This window comes from Prodigiosinella confusarubida, from assembly GCF_002847015.1.
GTDB lineage: Bacteria > Pseudomonadota > Gammaproteobacteria > Enterobacterales > Enterobacteriaceae > Prodigiosinella > Prodigiosinella aquatilis.
This window is the reverse complement of sequence record NZ_CP025085.1, coordinates 1,362,679-1,382,557: the sequence shown is the minus strand read 5'-3', so window position 1 is coordinate 1,382,557 and position 19,879 is coordinate 1,362,679. Positions and strand designations below refer to the sequence as shown.

The following is a 19,879-nucleotide window of genomic DNA, read 5'->3' as shown; positions in this document are numbered from 1 at the left end:
TCACGGCACATTTCTATGAAAATATATATCCGCATGAAAATAAACACATTAATGTAATGTGAGTTAATATGAGATACGCATAAATTAAATTGTGTTTAGTAAACATTTAGCAGTAAACTTTTCTGCGTCCTATGCAGCACCTCAGCCAGTACACCGTCCCGAGCAGGAGCTAAAGAACATGTTAAGTCTGGGTATTGATATCGGTGGTTCAAAAATAGAAGCCGTGGTGCTGAATTCACACGGCGAGGTGGTTTACCGACAGCGCCATACAACGGAAAAGCACAGCTATCACGTTTTCTTTCAGCACCTGTGCACGGTCATTGATGAAACGCGCCAGGTACTTGGCGCACCTTTCAGCATTGGCATCGGTCTACCCGGCACGGTGGAAGTCAGTAACGGAAAGATCAAGAACTCCAATATCCTGGTCATCAACCAGCAACCACTGCCTGCTATGCTGGAAGCCTATGTCAAACAACCGGTCGCCATCAGCAATGACGCTAACTGTTTTACGCTATCGGAGGCGATTGACGGCGCCGGTAAAGGCTACTCCACCGTGTTCGGGGTTATTCTCGGCACTGGCTGTGGCGGTGGTATTGCGGTCAATCAACAGATTATCGATGGGCGCAATCGCAACGCTGGCGAATGGGGGCACAACGCGCTGCCGCGTTACACACCGGATCAGGATGGCCCGCCAGTCACCTGCTACTGCGGTAAAGTTAATTGTACCGAGTCATTTATTTCCGGCACAGGTCTGGCGCAACGCTACAACTTGCGGCATAACACCGCGCTGAGCGCCGTGGAAATCATGGCTGCCGTGGAAGCGGGGAACACCGATGCTTGTGCCCATTTTGCGCTATTTCAGGATCAGTTGGCTCGTTCGCTGGCCAGTGTAGTAAACCTGCTCGACCCTGATGTGTTTGTGATAGGTGGCGGGCTTTCCAACTGCCGACCGCTCTATCATGGTCTGGAACAGCAAGTGGCCCGTCATATCTTCAGCAATACCTTCGTGACACCGATTGTCGCCGCACAACACGGCGACAGTAGTGGCGTGCGCGGCGCGGCCTGGCTGGGTCAGACACATGCAGCCGCGTGTATCGCTTTATGATACATTTTCTCCATCATTGATTATTAATCTGACCGTGAACGGTCTTATCCGACCCAAACAGGCCACTACTATCGATAAGCCGGACACTAAGGAAACGCATGACCAAGCGGATAAGAATAAGAGACATTGCCACGCAAGCAGGTGTGTCAGCAGGTGCGGTATCCCGTGCGCTGAAAGGACAACCGGGTCTGAAAGATGAAACCCGTCAACGTATTCTTACTATCGCTCAGCAACAAGGCTACGACTTTACCCGCTTACGCAGTGATAAAATCCGCCGCGTATTGTTCCTGCTGCATCGTCAACACAATATCTCCAGCGCGCTGTCTTTCTACTCACCGTTACTGCTCGGAGTGGAGAATGCCTGTCGTGAAGAAGGGATAGCGCTCAGTTTTCTGGCCCTCGGCCCGACTGATGCGATCGAAGAACAGGTGCGCCGCCATGATCCAGATGCCTTACTGTGTGCCGGTTTTTTTGAACCGGAGCTACTCGCCGTGCTGCAAAGCATGCAATTACCGCTGGCACTGATCGATCTGTGGTCCCCCAATCTACCCAGCGTTAACCCCGATAATGTGCAGGGCGGTTATCTGGCCACCCGGCACCTGATTGAACAGGGTCGTACACGTATCGCCTTTCTGGCTAGCAGTCTGGCCCATTACAGTATTCGCTTGCGTGAAAAAGGCTACCGACAGGCGCTGTATGAGGCAAAACTGTTGACCCCGCCGGAATATGAGGTGATAGCCCCGCCGTTGCTGGATACCGAAACATCACTGATCAACGCGGTGGAAGAATTGCTGGCGCTTCCACAGCGGCCAGACGCCATCTTTGCCTATAATGATTCAGCGGCGCTGATTGCGATGCGAGTCTGCCAGCGACATGGTCTGAGCGTGCCGGAAGATGTCGCGGTTGTCGGTTTTGACGATATTGAAACGGCCCGGGTGTCGCATCCACCATTGACGACCATCGCCATTGATAAAGCTGAGCTGGGGCGACAGGGATTGCAACTGTTGCTGAATGCCGTCCCCCCCGAGGAACAACGACAGTTGGCCGTTACGCTGATCGCCAGAAAAAGTGCCGGCGAAGACCAACACGGCAACCAGACACACTGATTTATCCGTTTCCTATCATCAGGAGCCGCCATGAAAACCACTCGTTCCGTTATCCTGAATAGCCATGATGGTCTGCTTTGCGCCGAAGTCGGCAGTGCTGGTGGTATGCTGAATGCGTTAACCTTCCGGCCGGGTACGCCGCAGGCCATATCGGTACTCTATCGCGCTCACTGGCTGGATAATCCGCAAGTGTGTGCGGGTCAGCCCCCGCTGATGCATCGGCTGGCGGGAGAATGGGTCGGCGTTCCCTTCGGGCACACCGAACAGGATGATCATGGCTATTATCACCATGCCCCACATGGACTGCCGGTAAACGGCGAGTGGGAAATCACTGCGATTGAAAATAACCGGGCACAACTCAACTTCCATTTTCCACAGGATTATCCGCTGGCAGAGCTGCAACGCACCATCATGCTAGCGGAAAACGGTTGCGTAGATTTTAGTCTGACACTGACTGCCCGACAGGACTGTCGGCTGCCGGTCGGGTTACATCCTATTTTTCCCGTAGGGGGCAATGCCGGAGAGGTGGAACTGGAGATTGACAATATGGCTCAAGGGATTGTCTATCCGCAGGCCACGGAAGCCGGAATCAGTCAGCTCAAGCCGCTGGCGCTGTTTGACGATCTCACCGCCATTCCCTCATTACAGGGCCATACACTGGATATCAGTCAATTACCGTTACCCTTTGCCACCGAAGAGATTGTTCAGATAAATCAGCCAGTCTCTGGCGTGACACTACGTTATCCGCGCCGCCAGTTCTGTGTATCATTACAGTGGGATAGTGAGATACTGCCTCATTGCCTGTTATGGATCAGCAATGGCGGACGGAGTATGTCCCCGTGGGATGGAAAGAATTATTGTCTGGGTATTGAGCCGATTTGTTCCGCCTGGGATCTCGGCCCTGGCAGTCTGAAGGAGAATGCCATCAACCAAATGGGTTATCCGACGGCCTTATCTATCCGGGCTGAGCAACCGGTGACCATCTACTATCGTCTTATATGCCAGTCGCTCAACGGAAATTAACATCCACCAGTTGCAGATTAAACGGCTGCGCCTGCAACTGACGTTGAATATCTGACGGCAATCCACTATCAGTAACGATGTCTGACAATGTAGTAAGCGGCGACACGCAAAAAAGGGAATAGGCGCCGTACTTACTGCTGTCCGCCAGCAAGACTCGTCGACTGGCATTAAGCCCCAGATCTTGTTTGATCCCTGCTTTTTCTTCCGTCGGCGTGGTAATGCCTTTTTCCAGACTCCACGAATTACAGCTGATAAACGCAATATCTGGATATACGCTGCGCAACAGACGCCGACCATGCTCGCCAATGCAGGACTGACTGCTATCGTCGATACGACCACCGATGATCGTAACCTCAATCTGCTTGAATTCTGACAAAAACAATGCGATTTGCAAATCAGCGGTGATCACCCGCAACGGCAGATGCGTCAGGTTACGTGCCAATTCCAGCATGGTGGTGCCGGCATCCAGCACCACAGCGCTGCCCGGCTGTACCAGCGTGGCGGCATAACGGGCAATCGCCTGTTTTTCCGCCAGATTGCGCTGTAGTTTTTCATTAGTGGTGGGCTGGGAAGGAACAAAGCGGTTGAGCGTCACGCCGCCGTGACTACGGCTGATCACACCTTGCTCATCCAACTTTATCAGATCACGACGAATGGTCGCCGGGGAAGCATCAATGACAGCAACCAGTTCATCTACCGTCACCAGATTATGGCTTTTCAAATAATCCATAATCTGGTCCTGACGACTTTGCCCTTTAACCCTATCCCCGCCCACACGGGAAGCATCACTCAATGTTTGCCCCACGACGATATCCGTTTACCCAGTTATCCTGATGAATCAAGCCAGTTGCATAGCCAGTTTGATTGAGATGGCCATGCTCTCAGACTTCGCTTTTCCTGTCCAGGCAATATCAAACGCCGTGCCGTGGTCCGCTGAGGTGCGGATAAACGGCAGACCTGCGGTAATATTCACCCCGTCATAGAAACCCAACAGCTTGAGCGGAATATGGCCCTGATCGTGATACATCGCCACCACCATGTCATATTGACCTTCATAAGCCTGCAAATACACCGTATCCGGTGGACAAGGGCCATAGACATCAATGCCTTTCGCTCTCATCGCCTCGGCCGAAGGCATGACGATATTGATTTCTTCGTCACCAAACAAGCCGTTTTCACCCGCATGTGGATTTACCCCGGCCACCGCGATACGCGGATGAGTGAAACCAACACGTTTGAGGAAAGTATCAGCCATCGCAATCACGGTTTCAACACGTTCCCGACTCAGCGTGTCGAGGAATTTCCGCAGCGCAATATGAGTGGAAACATGGATCACTTTCAGTTTGTCGGTATATAGCACCATAGCGTAATCCCGACTGTTGGTCAGCTTTGCCAGCAATTCGGTGTGCCCCGGATACAGATGCCCGGCGGAATGCAGCGCCTCCTTATTCAACGGCGCGGTAGCAATCGCATAAACCTCACCAGCCATTGCCAGTTCCGTTGCTCGTTTCACGCAACGAAAAGCCAGATCACCCGACTGTGCCTGAACTTTTCCCGGTTGCAGTGCCTGTGGAGCGTCCAGCGGCTCATCAATCACATTAATAATGCCAGGCGCGAACCGCGCATCAGCCGGTCGATCGATAACATTCAACTCCACATGAGGAACCACATTCAGCACCTGGATACGGCGCAACGTTTGTACACAGCCAACCACCACCGCCGGTGCGCCAGACAACTCTCCTGCGACTAACGATTTTATGATGATTTCAGGGCCAATACCGGCAGGATCTCCCATCGTTACTGCAATAATTTTACTCACTCACTCTCTCCTCAATAAAACGTAAAACGTGCAGCAAGGTGGTTTCATTCCCAAACCCTCCCGCTTTAGTCATTACGGGGATATCACTGACAACACTGTCCAAAAACCGCCCCCACGGAACACAGGAGCCTATTTGCCCTTTAATCTGAAAACCGCTGGCGCCCAACGCCATTGCAACGGCAATCGCTATATCGCCACCTGATAAATAGAGCCCGCCCGGCAAGTGCTGCCTGACAATATTACGTGTCAGTTCGCCCAGAAATTGGCTGATGTTTTCCCCCAGTTGTTGACGACTTAAATGCTGTTGCTGACAGACACGGTCAATATCAAAACGTTGATGGTCGTGATAACAGGTACGAAGAAGGCAGTGTTGCCCGTGCCGAAGCGCAGACACCGCGTCATGCACCCAGCGTTCGGCGTTTTCAGCCAGAGAATCTCCGAAAAATAGATTGACATCGATGTCAATCAGCACCACATTCTGCTGTTGACTGGCGACAATCATCTGTTTTTGAGCGATTTCGCTCATTGAACCGACAACGGCCAGTACAGATTGATTGACCGACGAAGAGAAACGGATCCGTTTCGCCAGTGCTTCACTCAGCCCGGCAGAACCGACCAACAAAGGCTTAAAACATAACTGGTTGGCGGCATGAATGACGTTATCAAGGTCATTCTGATTTTCTGCATCTATAATCACCAACCGAACACCACACTGTGTCAACGTCCGCAAATGTGCGGCGAGGTCAATATGACGTAATTCACTCAAATGGATCTCGGCCTGACGTAAACGACTCTGCTCAGCCAGGCGAGCGCCTACTGACGCAGAACACACCGGTGTTTTCGGGTCGCTGGCAAATTCCGTGTCGGTTAACAGACGCTCATTGACCCACACCTGTCCGTTGCGGGTAACACGGCCAAGAGACGGCGACGCAGGAACGACCAGTGCCAGTGGAATATCCGCTACCTGCAGAACCGCTTCGATTTCCGCACCTGGATTGCCACGCAGGGTCGAATCTATTTTTTTCACGATCCAGCCCCGACCACCCGCCTTCAACCAGGCACTCACTGCCTGTGCGGTAAGCGCTGACGCCGATGATGCCGAGTGCGCGCGGCTGTCAGTATTAATGACAGTCACATCGCTCAGCAAATCGCCATGCAGTTTGTTGACATCAAATACCACATTGGTCTGGGTGCCATAGCGTGACAGCCCAACGCCCACATCATTGGCGCCAGTGAAATCATCCGCAACGACCAATACCTGGGTTACTTCTACCTGGGTTATATCCTGCCCTTTCGGCATACCCAATCCCTGCCTTGTGATTATCTAATTTTGATTATATTAAATCACAATTGATTATATGTGATCAACATCAAATTATTAAAAATGAATTTAATCTATAAATCACCCCCACAATGTGACAATTAACGACCTGCATTGATTATAAAAAGTCATAATGACTGATAAAAATCATCAGCATTATACTGATGTAACAGTAAAAACAGGCAAGGTAATAGCATGAATATCAACAGCACCATCATCAGTGGCCATCACTCACTACAGGACATTCGCTACCTCTTGAATGACAAACGGCACGTACTACTGGTTACCGACAAAAACATTGTGGGATTGCCCGGTGTTCAAACGCTAATCGCGCAGATAAAGAACAACGTACCGCAACTATCTTTGATTGATAATGTACCGGCTGAACCCAGCCAGCATGATGTGGAAGCAATCCTGAATCAGCTTACCGCCACCGACGTTGATGCCGTGATTGGTGTTGGCGGAGGCAGTGTACTGGATGTCGCCAAGCTGCTTTCTTTGCTGTGTGCCGGTGATACCACCATTACGCTGAAAACCTTGCTAGCCGGAATAACACCCACCCGACGTACTGTTTCCCTGCTAGTTCCTACCACAGCAGGAACCGGTTCCGAAGCCACCCCGAATGCCATTCTGGCTATCCCGGAACAAGAAACCAAAGTCGGGATCATCACTCCCGTTATGTTGCCGGATTATGTTGCTTTGGTACCAGAGTTGACCACCAGCATGCCGCCGCACATTGCCGCATCAACCGGTATTGATGCGCTGTGCCACCTGATTGAATGCTTCACCGCCACTGTCGCCAATCCGGTGGGAGACAACTATGCCTTGATAGGATTAAAGAAACTGTTCGCCAACATCGAAACAGCGGTACATGAACCGGAAAATCTGGAAGCCAGGCTCAACATGCTATGGGCCTCGTATTATGGCGGTGCAGCCATCGCGCATTCCGGCACTCACCTGGTACACGCGATGTCTTATCCCCTTGGCGGCAAATATCACATACCACATGGCGTGGCTAACGCCATTCTGCTGGCGCCCTGTATGCGTTTCGTCCAGACCGCGGCTCAGGAAAAATTTGCGCAGGCTTATGACCTGCTGCCGGACGCAGATCTGTCCCTTAGTACTTCACAGAAAGCCCAAGAGTTGGTCGCCTACTTTACCGCACTGGTGAAACGTCTGAATTTGCCGGCCTCACTGCAACAACTGGGCATCGACAAAGAGCACCTGCCCTATCTGGTGGAGTCAGCCTTACAGGTACAGCGTTTAATGAAGAACGTACCGACCACTGTCAGCGCTGACGACGTTCGCGATATCTATTTAACACTGTTTTAAGCCTTCATCTTCGGATGATAAGAACGACGAGGGGAAATAATGAATAAATGTATTACCGGCGTACTGACAGCGATTGTCACGCCATTTGACGAGCAAGGTGAATTCAGTCCTTCAGCCATGCGTCATCAGGTACGACGCCAAATGAGATACGGCAACGGGATTTTCTGTAATGGCACCAATGGTGAGTTTTTTGTATTGCACACCGATGAAAAAGTGGCGGTCACCGCAACCTGTGTCGATGAAGTGGCCGGTAACGTACCTGTGGTAGCGCATATCGGCGAAATCTCAACCCGGGAAACCATCAAGCTGGGTAGCCGAATCGCCGCGCTGGGCGTCGATGCCGTCTCCGTGATCACCCCTTACTTTGTACCACTCAAACAGGAAGAGTTAATCGCCCATTATCGCGCTGTCGCGGACGCATTAACCGTACCGATATTTCTCTACAACATTCCAGCCCGTACCGGCAATACGATCTACCCTGAAACCGCCCGCATTCTGGCGGACCACCCCAATATCATCGGCATCAAAGACAGTGCCGGCAGCTATGAAAGCCTGAGTGGTTTCCTCAATGCCGTCAAAGATATACCAGGCTTTAATGTACTAAACGGCCCGGATTCCTTGATCCATCAAGGATTTGTCGACGGCTGTTCGGCCTGCATTTCTGGGCTGGCCAATGTTGCTCCCGAAGCTATCAGCCAAATCTGGCAGCGTTTTCATGCCGGCAACATTGAAGGCTCGCAACTCGCCCAGGAACAGGTCAGCGAATTACGCACAACGCTCTATGCCATCGCCTTCTCCCCGGCAGTGGTGAAAAAGGCGCTGACGTTGATGGGTCAGGATGTTGGCGTGAGCCGCTATCCCGTGTGTTTCAGCGCCGAAGAAGAGCAGCGTATTCGCCAGCTTGTCAATCAGTACACTCGATAAATTAGCGGCAGCGCACTGCCGCTGCCCGTGTTAACACCAGGGAAAATATAATGAAAGTGATCTGTACCTCCCCTTCTTTTGCCAAATATGATCCACAGCCGATCACTGTGTTACAGGAACAGGGTTTTGAACTGATTACCTTGCCTGCAGATGTGCAGTTAAGCACGCTGGAACCACACCTGGCTGATACTGTGGCAATGATTGTGGCGTTTACCGATGTCAATAATGATCTGCTGGATCTTGCTCCACAATTAAAAATTATCTGCAAGCATGGCGTAGGCGTCGACAATATAGATTTGCAGGCCACTCAGGCCAGAGGCATTTATGTGACTAACGTCCCGGATGCCAATAAACATGCAGTTGCCGACTTTACTTTTGCATTAATCCTCAATATGGCACGCCAAGTAATAACGGCAGCGGTGGAAACCCGCGCCGGCCACTGGCCGCATATTTTTGCCGCCGATGTTTATGGAAAAACGCTGGGCATTATCGGCTTGGGGAATATTGGCAAACAGGTCGCCCTGCGAGCCAACGGTTTTAACATGCGAGTGCTGGCTTTCGATTTTTATCCCGACCAGCAGTTTGCCGCTGAATATAACATTCAGTTTGTCTCACTGGATGAGCTGACAGAGCAGAGCGATTTTATCACCCTGCATACGCCGCTGACCCAGGAGACGCACAATCTGTTTAATACCGCGCGTCTGCGCCAGATGAAAAAATCCGCTTTTTTGGTCAACGTGTCACGAGGTGGTGTGATCAGCGAAAGCGACCTTTATCAGGTGTTGGTTGACAACACCATCGCAGGTGCCGCCGCCGACGTTTTTGAGCATGAACCGCTGACAGAGCATCCGCTATTTTCCCTGACTAATTTCATTCCCACCTCACATATCGCGGGATATACCGACGGGGCCATCAGCGCCATCAGCGCCCGTTGTGTGCAGCAAATTATTCAATGCGTGAAGCAGAAGCAGCCTCCCGCCAATGTGATGAACAATCTGTAAATAAGCCGGGGGCACCACCTCCTCCCTCGACAAAAAGCTGAACATTGATTCAACCAACGATAATCTATGTATAGGGCTACGACTATGACTTCTCATACAGGTAACACCCGTATCCGGTGGTGGATTGCAGGCCTGATGTGGTTGGCAATTGCCATTAACTATATTGACCGTACTGTGCTATCTGCCGCTGCACCGCATCTTATTGATGAACTGAATCTGAGCCCCGAAACAATGGGCTTTATTATGGCTGCATTTTTCTGGTCCTATGCGTTACTGCAAATTCCCGCTGGCTGGTTTGCCGATCGCTTTGGTCAGAAAAAAGGATTGGGGTTAGCCGTCACCTGGTGGTCTATTGCCACCTCAATGATGGGGCTGGCAACCGGCTTTAAATCCCTGCTGGCACTACGTCTGGCACTAGGCGTGGGTGAAGCAGCAGCTTATCCCAGTAACGCCGGGATCACCGCTCGCTGGTTCCCGGATAAAGAACGGGCCACCGTCTCCGGTCTATTCGACAGTGCGTCGAAATTTGGTGGTGCCGTGGCTATGCCACTGATCGTCTGGATGATTTACATGTTCGACTGGAGACTGACTTTTTTGATCATCGGTGCTGTCGGGCTGCTATGGGTGATTGCCTGGTACTTTATCTACTCGGAAAACCCGGAAGAACATAAGAAAATCAGTCAACAAGAAGTAAGGTTGATCCGCGATGGCCAAACCCGTAAGCATGGTGATAGAAACGTTCGTCCGATGAAGTGGTACAAATTGCTGCGCTACCGCAATATCTGGGCTATGTGCATCGGCTTCTTTACCATCAATTACACCTCCTACTTCTTTATCACTTGGTTGCCGACTTACCTGGTAAAAGATAAAGGGATGGACTTCATCAAAATGGGGATAATCGCCGCCCTGCCTCTGTTGTGCGGCATGATTATCGAAGTCATCGCTGGCTGGTCATCCGACAGAATAGTGCATAAAAAAATGTTATCACTGACTGCCACCCGCAAGCTGTTTTTGACTATCGGACTACTGATGGCGCTTTGCATTGGCTTTGCACCCTTCACCGACTCAGTATCCATGACCGTATTCCTGTTGTGCGTGGCTAAGTCAGGCACAACAGTCGCCGCTTCTCAGGTTTGGGCTTTGCCAGGTGACGTAGCTCCCAGAAACAGCGTTTCTGTGGTCGCTGGTCTGCAAAACAGCGTTTCCAACATGGGCGGTGCGATCGGACCGATTGTAACCGGAGCCATTGTCTCCGCCACAGGATCCTTTACCTGGGCGTTAGTCTTCTCCTCCGTGTTAGTCGCCATCGGCATCCTGAACTACCTACTCCTCATGGGAAAAGTTGAGCCAATCGAGGATCCTGATGCGCCTTCAACACATCAGTTATCGATGGGAAGAGTTTGACCCATCCGCAATGGTAAGCGCACCAATAATCAGAGAGTACGGTTTGTGGCTTTGACCGTACTCTCTTTCAGTATTGTCATTAACTATACCGATCGTGCGACAATAAGTGTGGTTTGTGACCCACGACCTGCAACGCTTCAACACCGACAACAGCCTACTACACTCTGCTCTGGTGCCAGAGACTCTTGCCATTTCCCGACTGCCCGACCTTGCTAGTGAGGTTCCACTTCGCACTGTATTACTATCGGATATTTCAACTCTTTTGCACAAACGCCCGGTATTTCACAACCAGATCGAGAAAATCATCCAGCCCGCACAGCGACAGACTTTCCTCGTCGTAATAACTCATCCCTTCTTCTATCTCATCACCATCAAGTTCAAGCTGATTTGCACGAATCAAGACTTCTTCACTGTCTAGCAATAATGTGTACTCATGCCCAATATGCTGCCACTGGCGTTCACTTCCAGCGACATCACGCGCCGCATTTTCAATCTCGTCCAGGAGTGCCAACTGACTTTTTACTTCCTCATTAAACCAGTGCCCAACTGCCTCATGCCCCATCGACATTTTGACAATTACCTGACCAGTCAGATCGCGTAAAAATTCATAGTCCATGATGATTCTCCTGTGAGTACGCTATAGTCAGTGTAGCTACCAGACGGAGATGCCGTAGTGACAGCCCGCAAATTGGCAGTAAAAAAGGGAGGCCAAACGGCCTCCCTTTTATGCGGGCATAACTATAACGATTTAAACGGCAGTCTGGAAGATCACTGCATCCGCTTTTTCCGTATACTGCTGTAAGTGGTCAAAATTCAGGTAACGATAGGTATCGCCCGCGGTCTTATCCACCTGTGCCATGTAGGTCTGGTACTCTTCCGGCATCGGCAAACGGCCCAACAGCGCGGAAACCGCCGCCAGCTCCGCTGACGCCAGATAGACATTCGCATCATTACCCAAACGGTTCGGGAAGTTACGCGTCGACGTGGACACCACCGTCGCCCCTTCCGCCACCCGTGCCTGATTCCCCATGCACAGCGAACAACCGGGGATTTCAATCCGCGCACCGCTCTTGCCAAACACGCTGTAGTAGCCTTCTTCCGTTAACTGCGCGGCATCCATCCGTGTCGGTGGCGCCACCCACAGCCGGGTCGGCAACTGACCTTTATGCTGATCCAGCAATTTCCCCGCCGCCCGGAAATGACCGATGTTAGTCATGCAGGAGCCGATGAACACTTCATCAATCTTGCTGTTCGCCACATCAGATAACAGACGGGCGTCATCCGGATCGTTCGGCGCGCACAGAATCGGCTCTTTGACTTGCGCCAAATCGATCTCGATCACCGCGGCGTATTCCGCATCCGCATCCGCTTCCAGCAACGTCGGCTCCGCCAGCCATTTTTCCATCCCCTGAATACGACGCTCCAACGTGCGACGGTCGCCATAACCTTCGGCAATCATCCACTTCAGCAAGACGATGTTGGAGTGGAGATATTCGATGATCGGCGCCTTGTCCAGTTTGATGGTGCAACCCGCCGCCGAACGCTCGGCAGACGCATCCGCCAGTTCAAACGCCTGCTCGACCTTGAGATCCGGCAACCCTTCAATTTCCAGAATACGGCCGGAAAAGATGTTTTTCTTGCCTTTCTTCTCGACAGTCAGCAACCCCTGCTGAATGGCGTAATAAGGGATCGCGTGCACCAAATCCCGCAGCGTGATACCTGGTTGCATTTTGCCTTTGAAACGCACCAGTACCGACTCCGGCATATCCAGCGGCATCACGCCTGTCGCCGCCGCAAACGCCACCAGCCCCGACCCCGCCGGGAAAGAAATGCCTATCGGGAAACGGGTGTGGGAATCCCCTCCGGTACCGACCGTATCCGGCAGCAGCATCCGGTTCAGCCAGGAGTGGATGATACCGTCACCGGGACGCAGCGACACTCCACCACGGTTCATGATGAAATCGGGCAGCGTATGGTGTGTGGTGACATCAACCGGCTTCGGGTAGGCGGCGGTATGACAGAAAGACTGCATCACCAGATCCGCCGAGAAACCGAGGCAGGCCAAATCTTTCAGCTCGTCACGGGTCATCGGACCGGTGGTGTCCTGCGACCCCACCGACGTCATCTTCGGCTCGCAATATTCGTTCGGACGAACACCGGCCACGCCACAGGCGCGCCCCACCATTTTCTGCGCCAGCGAGAAGCCTTTGCTGCTGGCGGCGACCGCTTTGGCGATACGGAAGACCTCGCTGGGCGGCAACCCGAGCGATTCACGGGCTTTGGTGGTCAACCCACGGCCAATAATCAACGGGATACGTCCACCGGCACGCACTTCGTCGAGTAACACGTCGGTTTTCAGTTCAAAGGTCGCCAACAGCGCGTCGGTATCATGATGACGCACTTCCCCTTTGTAGGGGTAAATGTCAATCACGTCGCCCATATTCAGTTTGGCAACATCGACTTCAATCGGTAATGCGCCCGCATCTTCCATCGTGTTGAAGAAAATCGGCGCGATTTTACCCCCCAGCACCACGCCACCAGCGCGTTTGTTCGGGACGTTGGGGATATCGTCTCCCATAAACCACAGCACCGAGTTGGTGGCCGATTTGCGGGACGAGCCGGTTCCCACCACATCGCCCACATAAGCCAGCGGGAACCCTTTCTGATCCAGCGCCTGCAACTGTTTGATGGGCCCCACCACGCCGGCTTGATCCGGCTCAATGCCGTCACGGGCATTTTTCAACATCGCCAGAGCATGCAGCGGAATGTCGGGACGGGACCAGGCATCCGGTGCCGGAGACAGGTCATCAGTGTTGGTTTCTCCCGTCACCTTGAAAACGGTCACGGTAATTTTTTCTGCCAGCGCCGGGCGAGACAGGAACCATTCGGCCTCCGCCCAGGATTGGATCACCTGTTTGGCGTAAGCATTACCAGCCTTGGCTTTCTCTTCCACATCATAGAAGTTGTCAAACATCAACAGGGTGTGAGACAACGCCGTGACGGCGATGGGCGCCAGCGTGGGGTTTTCCAGCGCGTCAATCAGTGGATGAATATTGTATCCACCCTGCATGGTACCCAACAGTTCGGTGGCTTTTTCCGGCGTAATAAGGGGAGACACGGCTTCACCCTTGGTGATGGCGGCCAGGAAACCCGCTTTGACGTAGGCCGCCTCATCAACACCCGGCGGAACGCGATTGACTAACAGATCGACTAAAAATGCTTCTTCACCAGCGGGAGGATTCTTCAGCAATTCCACCAATGCCGCCATCTGTGCGGCGTCTAATGGTTTAGGAACGATCCCTTGTGCAGCCCGCTCGGCTACGTGCTTACGATATTCTTCTAGCACGACTTTCTCCTCGCTCTCATTGTCTTAATTAACCCGGCGCTCTGCTTCCGGTTGTGATGTCCATGCCTGAATGTAAGCGTGTGGATGTAGGGTCAGAGTGTCCGGTCCAGCCTGTTGAGCATATCAGGATTTGAATTGATTGTTAATTCATTCACATAATAGCAACATTGTTTTGTTACTTAATCGATTCACGTCTCAATATGACCCTATTGTTACTGTCTGTATTGCCAGAATAGCACGTAATTTGCAGGCCGCTCTAGCATATAAAAGACAAAAGAAGTGTTTCGCTAAAAAGCAAAAGAAACTCAAAATAACAATGAGTTAAGAAAGGGATCGTTCTACTATGTCCACAATATGGCACCACCTGGTATTGCCGCCAATGTCAGCCCTCATCATTCTGAGGACTGACTGAAAATGCAGTGTCAAACTACGCCGATATACAGAGAATTTCTCTCCAGAGAAGTGACTACTTTTTCTCCGGCATCAGCCAACGATCCAACCATTGGAAAGCCACATCCTGCTGCTCCTGATAAAACACATGCCCTAATTCCGGCCAGATACGTGTTTCCAGCTTGTCGTCGGCATGTTGTGAACGCCAGACTCGGTGCATTTTGTCATAAGCGGCTTCTACCGCGCTGACGGGGAAGAGTTTATCCTTGCCACCGTTGAAGACTAACATCGGTTTGGGAGCGGCAATACTGGCCACATCAGGGAAATCGAAATAGGATGACAATCCTGGATGTAGCATGTAAAACGACGACTGACCACGCAATACGTTGTTGCCTGGTGTCATCAACCCTTCGTAGGTTCCCATCCAGGAAACCGCTACTGTTGCGGCGGCTTTGTTAGACAACGCCGCCAATTGCCAGGCACGATACGCGCCCATCGAAAAACCTACGATGCCAATACGTTGCGGGTCGACCTGTTTCAGCGAGGCAAGGAAATCAAGCGTTCGCATATCTTCATACGCCATCGTTCCCGCCAGTGAACGTCCCAGATTGAAGAAATTACTGGCCAACGCCTGCTGCTGCTCATATTTCAACGGCCCACGATCCCCCCAGCCAACGGCATCCACTGCCAACACCACATAACCACGCTTGGCCAGTTCGTCACCCACAAATCGGCCAGTAAAATATTTATCTGCCCATGCCCGCGCCGACGTCAGTTGTGCTTCATCCCCCCATGGCTTAATCATTTTCTCTTTGCCGATATCAAACTTCGCGCCATGGTCATGCAGCAAAATCACGGCCGGATGAGGGCCAGGTGTTTTTGGGATGAGTAGCAGTCCGAGCACTCGGCTCTCGTCTGTCAGATTAAATGCCACTTTTTCAGCTTTATAACTGCCGCGATCCTGTTGATCCACCATTTGCGGATCAAACGCTTTACTGGAATCCGGCGTCAGTAACAATGCACGAACCTTATTTCGTGACTGTACTTTCCACTGACTGAAATTCTTATCGTGCCCAGACAGCCAAGAGTCTGAATAAGTCATCTGCTGCTTGAGTTGCGGATAGAACGTTGGCAACGCGTCTTCAGTAACCGCGGATGTTTGGTAATCCTTGTCGTTAGCCATCAATGAAGCACTTACCAGACACATTGTCAGCAAACAGAGGGTGTTACGTAATCGGTTCAGTTTCATTATTATTCTCACCATAAAAATAAAACGACGTTTCTTTTATAGAGAGTTGATTGTAATTGACAGAAATAAGAACGGCGGAAGAGAAGTGAAATTCTGCGATATAGGTAGAAAAAATCCGGCAACATGTGCCGGATAGAATATGAAATGCTTAATGGAGCGTCCCAGCCTTCAGACAGCAGGTGACTAAAGATACGGGGAATGTCGATCGTTTAAATGCCCAGGTATTCGGGGTGGCCCACAGGATGAGGTATCCCTTTGGGAACCTCCCCCATGGGCTTCTCCCTGAAATTCAGCCTAAGTGACCGGCATCAGGGATGGGAAAATTTATTTCTTTTTTGCTTTCGGATTCGGCAGGTCAGTAATGCTGCCTTCGAAAATCTCGGCCGCCAGACCAACAGATTCATGCAACGTCGGATGCGCATGAATAGTCAGTGCGATATCTTCCGCATCGCAACCCATCTCAATCGCCAGACCGATTTCACCCAACAGCTCACCACCGTTAGTACCGACAATCGCGCCACCAATAACACGATGGGTTTCCTTGTCGAAAATCAGTTTGGTCATACCATCTGCGCAATCAGAGGCAATGGCACGCCCAGAGGCAGCCCATGGGAAAGTTGCGGTTTCGTAGCTGATGCCTTTCTCTTTGGCTTCTTTCTCGGTCAAGCCCACCCACGCCACTTCTGGTTCAGTGTAAGCAATGGACGGGATGACTTTCGGGTCGAAGTAATGCTTCTTGCCAGCGATAACTTCAGCTGCCACATGTCCCTCATGTACACCTTTATGCGCCAGCATAGGCTGACCTACGATGTCGCCAATAGCATAGATGTGAGGTACGTTGGTACGCATCTGTTTGTCGACATGAATGAAACCACGATCGTCGACTTCCACGCCAGCCTGACCTGCATCCAGCAGTTTACCATTTGGTACGCGGCCAATCGCGACCAGCACTGCGTCATAACGCTGTGGTTCGGCAGGCGCTTTTTTGCCTTCCATTGTGACATAGATACCATCTTCTTTGGCTTCGACGGCGGTCACTTTGGTTTCCAACATCAGGGTGAATTTCTTGCTGATGCGTTTGGTAAACACTTTAACGACATCTTTATCCGCTGCCGGAATGACTTGATCCAACATTTCAACTACGTCGATCTGTGAACCAAGCGCATGATAAACAGTACCCATTTCCAGACCGATGATACCGCCGCCCATGAGCAGCATGCGCCCTGGCACGGTTTTCAGCTCCAGCGCATCAGTAGAATCCCATATGCGTGGGTCTTCATGTGGAATGAATGGCAACTGAATCGGACGGGAACCTGCCGCGATAATGGCGTTATCGAAATTAACGGTAGTTTTGCCGTTTTCACCATCGACAACCAGCGTATTCGGGCCGGTAAATTTACCCAGACCGTTAATCACTTTAACTTTACGGCCTTTCGCCATACCAGCCAGACCACCCGTCAGCTGGTTGATGACTTTTTCTTTCCAAGTACGAATTTTGTCGATGTCAGTCTGCGGTTCACCAAACACAATGCCGTGTTCCGCCAGCGCTTTGGCTTCTTCAATGACTTTAGCTACGTGCAGTAATGCTTTCGAGGGGATACAACCTACATTCAGACACACACCACCCAGGGTGGCATAACGTTCTACCAGTACGGTGTCCAGACCTAAATCTGCGCAACGGAATGCTGCAGAATATCCTGCAGGACCCGCGCCAAGCACCACCACCTGAGCTTTAATTTCAGTACTCATCATGACCTCTTGTTTTGTTTGTCCGGCGGGTCAGACGTCATTTTTATGGCGAGTTAATTCAAGCACGCCCTTCATCCACCGGGACGCTTCCACCGCCAGCAGTTTACAGAATTGTTAATAATCTGCAAAGCATGTTCGGGTGAACAGTGTCTCAACCGCCGCAGGAGAGCCTGTTCCGACCTGCGGCACTGACGTTAACAAAAAGGCTGGCCACAGAGCCAGCCTTTACCGTTACATCACCAGACGACGAATGTCTGCCATTATCGTACTGATATATGCGGCGAAACGTGCACCTGCGGCACCATCAATGACACGATGGTCAAAAGACAGTGACAGCGGCAACATCAGACGCGGAGCAAACTCTTTGCCGTTCCAGACCGGCTTCATGGACGATTTTGACACGCCCAGAATAGCCACTTCCGGTGCATTGACGATCGGCGTAAACGCCGTTCCGCCGATGCCGCCAAGGCTGGAAATAGTAAAGCAGCCACCCTGCATATCAGATGCGGTCAGCTTACCATCGCGAGCTTTCTTGGAGATAACCGCCAGTTCGCGGGACAATTCAATGATGCCTTTGTTGTTAACATCACGGAATACCGGAACCACCAGACCATTCGGTGTATCAACCGCCACGCCGATATTGATATATTTCTTCAGTGTCAGCTTCTGACCATCTTCGGAAATAGAGCTGTTGAAGCGTGGGAATTCTTCCAGCGCTTTAGCAGCGGCTTTCATCAGGAAGACCAGCGGCGTGATTTTCACGTCCAGTCTCTTCTTCTCGGCTTCCAGGTTCTGCTGTTTACGGAATACTTCCACTTCAGTGATATCAGCTTCATCGAACTGCGTAACATGCGGGATCATTACCCAGTTACGGCTCAGGTTGGCACCAGATATTTTCTGGATACGACCCAGTTCAACTTCCTCAATCTCACCAAACTTGCTGAAGTCCACTTTCGGCCACGGCAGCATACCGGGCAGACCGCCACCGGTAGCACCAGCGGCAGGAGCGGATTCAGCGCGTTTCACCGCGTCTTTCACATACGCCTGAACGTCTTCGCGCAGGATACGACCTTTACGGCCGGTCCCCTTCACTTTCGCCAGATTGACGCCAAATTCGCGCGCCAAACGACGGATAACCGGAGTGGCATGAATGTAAGCGTCGTTTTCGGCAAACTCACTCTTGCTGTCCGCTTTGGCAACTGCGGGGGCAGCAACTTTCTCTGCTTTAGCCGCCGGTGCCGTATCTTCTTTCTTCGCCGCCGACGCAGCAGCAGGAGCTGCACCTTCAACTTCAAAGATCATAATCAGCGAACCGGTTTTCACCTTATCGCCAGTACTGACCTTGATTTCTTTCACAATACCGGCAAACGGCGCCGGGACTTCCATAGAGGCTTTGTCGCCTTCCACCGTAATCAGTGACTGTTCAGCGGCCACTTTGTCGCCCACTTTCACCATCACTTCGGTAACTTCAACTTCATCACCGCCGATATCAGGCACATTCACATCTTTTGCCGCGGGAACACTACTGACCACCGCCGGAGCAGTCTCAGCAGCGACGGGCGCCGTGCCACCCACTTCGAAAACCATAATCAGCGAGCCGGTTTTCACTTTGTCGCCAGTGCTTATCTTGATTTCTTTCACGATACCGGCAAACGGCGCCGGGACTTCCATAGAAGCTTTGTCGCCTTCTACGGTGATCAGAGACTGTTCCGCTTCAACCTTGTCGCCCACCTTCACCATCACATCGGTAACTTCAACTTCATCCGAACCGATGTCTGGTACTTCAACCTCTTTGGCGACACTGGCAGTCGCAGCAACCGGTGTAGCCGCGGCTTTATTCTCTTCGACTTTGGCGGGTGCAGCTGCAACAGCACTGTCAGCAGAATCAAAAATCATAATCAATTTACCGGTAGCAACCTTGTCACCCACCGCCACTTTGATCTCTTTAACCACGCCCGACTGAGGTGAAGGAACTTCCATAGAAGCCTTATCACCTTCTACCGTGATCAGCGACTGTTCTGCTTCAACTTTGTCGCCGACTTTCACCATCACTTCGGTGACTTCAACTTCATCTGCACCGATATCCGGTACGTTGATTTCGATAGCCATG

At 51.6% G+C, this 19,879-nt stretch carries 15 protein-coding genes; 7 read left to right on the top strand and 8 right to left on the bottom strand.

Features of this window, described 5'->3' with window-relative positions; genetic code table 11:
- Positions 1-178: 178 nt before the first annotated feature.
- The 3 genes from CWC46_RS06360 (at position 179) to CWC46_RS06350 (ending at position 3,234) form a co-directional block, all read left to right on the top strand.
- Positions 179-1,105 (top strand): ROK family protein, encoded by a 927-nt coding sequence (locus CWC46_RS06360; RefSeq protein ID WP_021017091.1) that lies wholly within the window; start codon positions 179-181, stop codon positions 1,103-1,105.
- Positions 1,106-1,203: 98 nt separating this feature from the next.
- A complete protein-coding gene (locus CWC46_RS06355) occupies positions 1,204-2,211 on the top strand; it encodes a LacI family DNA-binding transcriptional regulator (protein ID WP_021017092.1) in 1,008 nt (335 codons plus the stop codon).
- 30 nt (positions 2,212-2,241) lie between these two features.
- A complete protein-coding gene (locus CWC46_RS06350) occupies positions 2,242-3,234 on the top strand; it encodes an aldose epimerase family protein (protein WP_021017093.1) in 993 nt (330 codons plus the stop codon).
- Here the strand turns inward: CWC46_RS06350 and CWC46_RS06345 are convergent.
- The 3 genes from CWC46_RS06345 to dtnK are packed head-to-tail and all read right to left on the bottom strand — an operon-like array spanning position 3,221 to position 6,353.
- Positions 3,221-4,039: a DeoR/GlpR family DNA-binding transcription regulator gene (locus CWC46_RS06345; protein ID WP_021017094.1), complete on the bottom strand. Its 819-nt coding sequence runs from the start codon at positions 4,037-4,039 to the stop codon at positions 3,221-3,223. The two genes, CWC46_RS06350 and CWC46_RS06345, sit on opposite strands and share 14 nt — an antisense overlap.
- 33 nt (positions 4,040-4,072) lie before the next feature.
- Positions 4,073-5,053, bottom strand: a complete 981-nt coding sequence (locus CWC46_RS06340) for a D-threonate 4-phosphate dehydrogenase (protein WP_021017095.1) — start codon at positions 5,051-5,053, stop codon at positions 4,073-4,075.
- Positions 5,046-6,353, bottom strand: a complete 1,308-nt coding sequence (dtnK, locus tag CWC46_RS06335; protein WP_021017096.1) for a D-threonate kinase — start codon at positions 6,351-6,353, stop codon at positions 5,046-5,048. The genes CWC46_RS06340 and dtnK overlap by 8 nt, the downstream gene beginning before the upstream one ends.
- A gap of 216 nt (positions 6,354-6,569) precedes the next feature.
- Here dtnK and CWC46_RS06330 point away from each other — a divergent pair, with 216 nt between their 5' ends.
- From CWC46_RS06330 to CWC46_RS06315, 4 genes are all read left to right on the top strand, one after another.
- Positions 6,570-7,706 carry an iron-containing alcohol dehydrogenase gene (locus CWC46_RS06330; RefSeq protein WP_021017097.1) on the top strand — a complete coding sequence of 379 codons (1,137 nt, stop codon included), beginning with the start codon at positions 6,570-6,572 and terminating at the stop codon, positions 7,704-7,706.
- A gap of 39 nt (positions 7,707-7,745) precedes the next feature.
- The gene (locus tag CWC46_RS06325; protein ID WP_021017098.1) at positions 7,746-8,630 is read left to right on the top strand and encodes a dihydrodipicolinate synthase family protein; all 885 of its coding nucleotides are present in this window, start codon (positions 7,746-7,748) and stop codon (positions 8,628-8,630) included.
- A 50-nt stretch (positions 8,631-8,680) separates the two neighbouring features.
- Positions 8,681-9,631, top strand: a complete 951-nt coding sequence (locus CWC46_RS06320; RefSeq protein WP_021017099.1) for a phosphoglycerate dehydrogenase — start codon at positions 8,681-8,683, stop codon at positions 9,629-9,631.
- Between the two features lie 84 nt (positions 9,632-9,715).
- On the top strand, positions 9,716-11,035 hold the full coding sequence (locus CWC46_RS06315) for an MFS transporter (protein WP_021017100.1): 1,320 nt from the start codon (positions 9,716-9,718) through the stop codon (positions 11,033-11,035).
- 253 nt (positions 11,036-11,288) lie between these two features.
- On the opposite strand, the gene yacL is transcribed toward CWC46_RS06315, so the two are convergent.
- The 5 genes from yacL to aceF form a co-directional block, all read right to left on the bottom strand.
- Positions 11,289-11,651, bottom strand: coding sequence for a protein YacL (yacL, locus tag CWC46_RS06310; protein ID WP_021017101.1), 363 nt, complete (start codon positions 11,649-11,651; stop codon positions 11,289-11,291).
- Between the two features lie 132 nt (positions 11,652-11,783).
- Positions 11,784-14,381, bottom strand: a complete 2,598-nt coding sequence (gene acnB / locus CWC46_RS06305; protein ID WP_021017102.1) for a bifunctional aconitate hydratase 2/2-methylisocitrate dehydratase — start codon at positions 14,379-14,381, stop codon at positions 11,784-11,786.
- A gap of 466 nt (positions 14,382-14,847) precedes the next feature.
- A complete protein-coding gene (locus CWC46_RS06300) occupies positions 14,848-16,020 on the bottom strand; it encodes a dienelactone hydrolase family protein (protein ID WP_021017103.1) in 1,173 nt (390 codons plus the stop codon).
- A 324-nt stretch (positions 16,021-16,344) separates the two neighbouring features.
- Positions 16,345-17,769 (bottom strand): dihydrolipoyl dehydrogenase, encoded by a 1,425-nt coding sequence (lpdA, locus tag CWC46_RS06295; protein ID WP_021017104.1) that lies wholly within the window; start codon positions 17,767-17,769, stop codon positions 16,345-16,347.
- Between the two features lie 231 nt (positions 17,770-18,000).
- Positions 18,001-19,878 carry a pyruvate dehydrogenase complex dihydrolipoyllysine-residue acetyltransferase gene (gene aceF, locus CWC46_RS06290; protein ID WP_021017105.1) on the bottom strand — a complete coding sequence of 626 codons (1,878 nt, stop codon included), beginning with the start codon at positions 19,876-19,878 and terminating at the stop codon, positions 18,001-18,003.
- Position 19,879 lies beyond the last annotated feature (1 nt).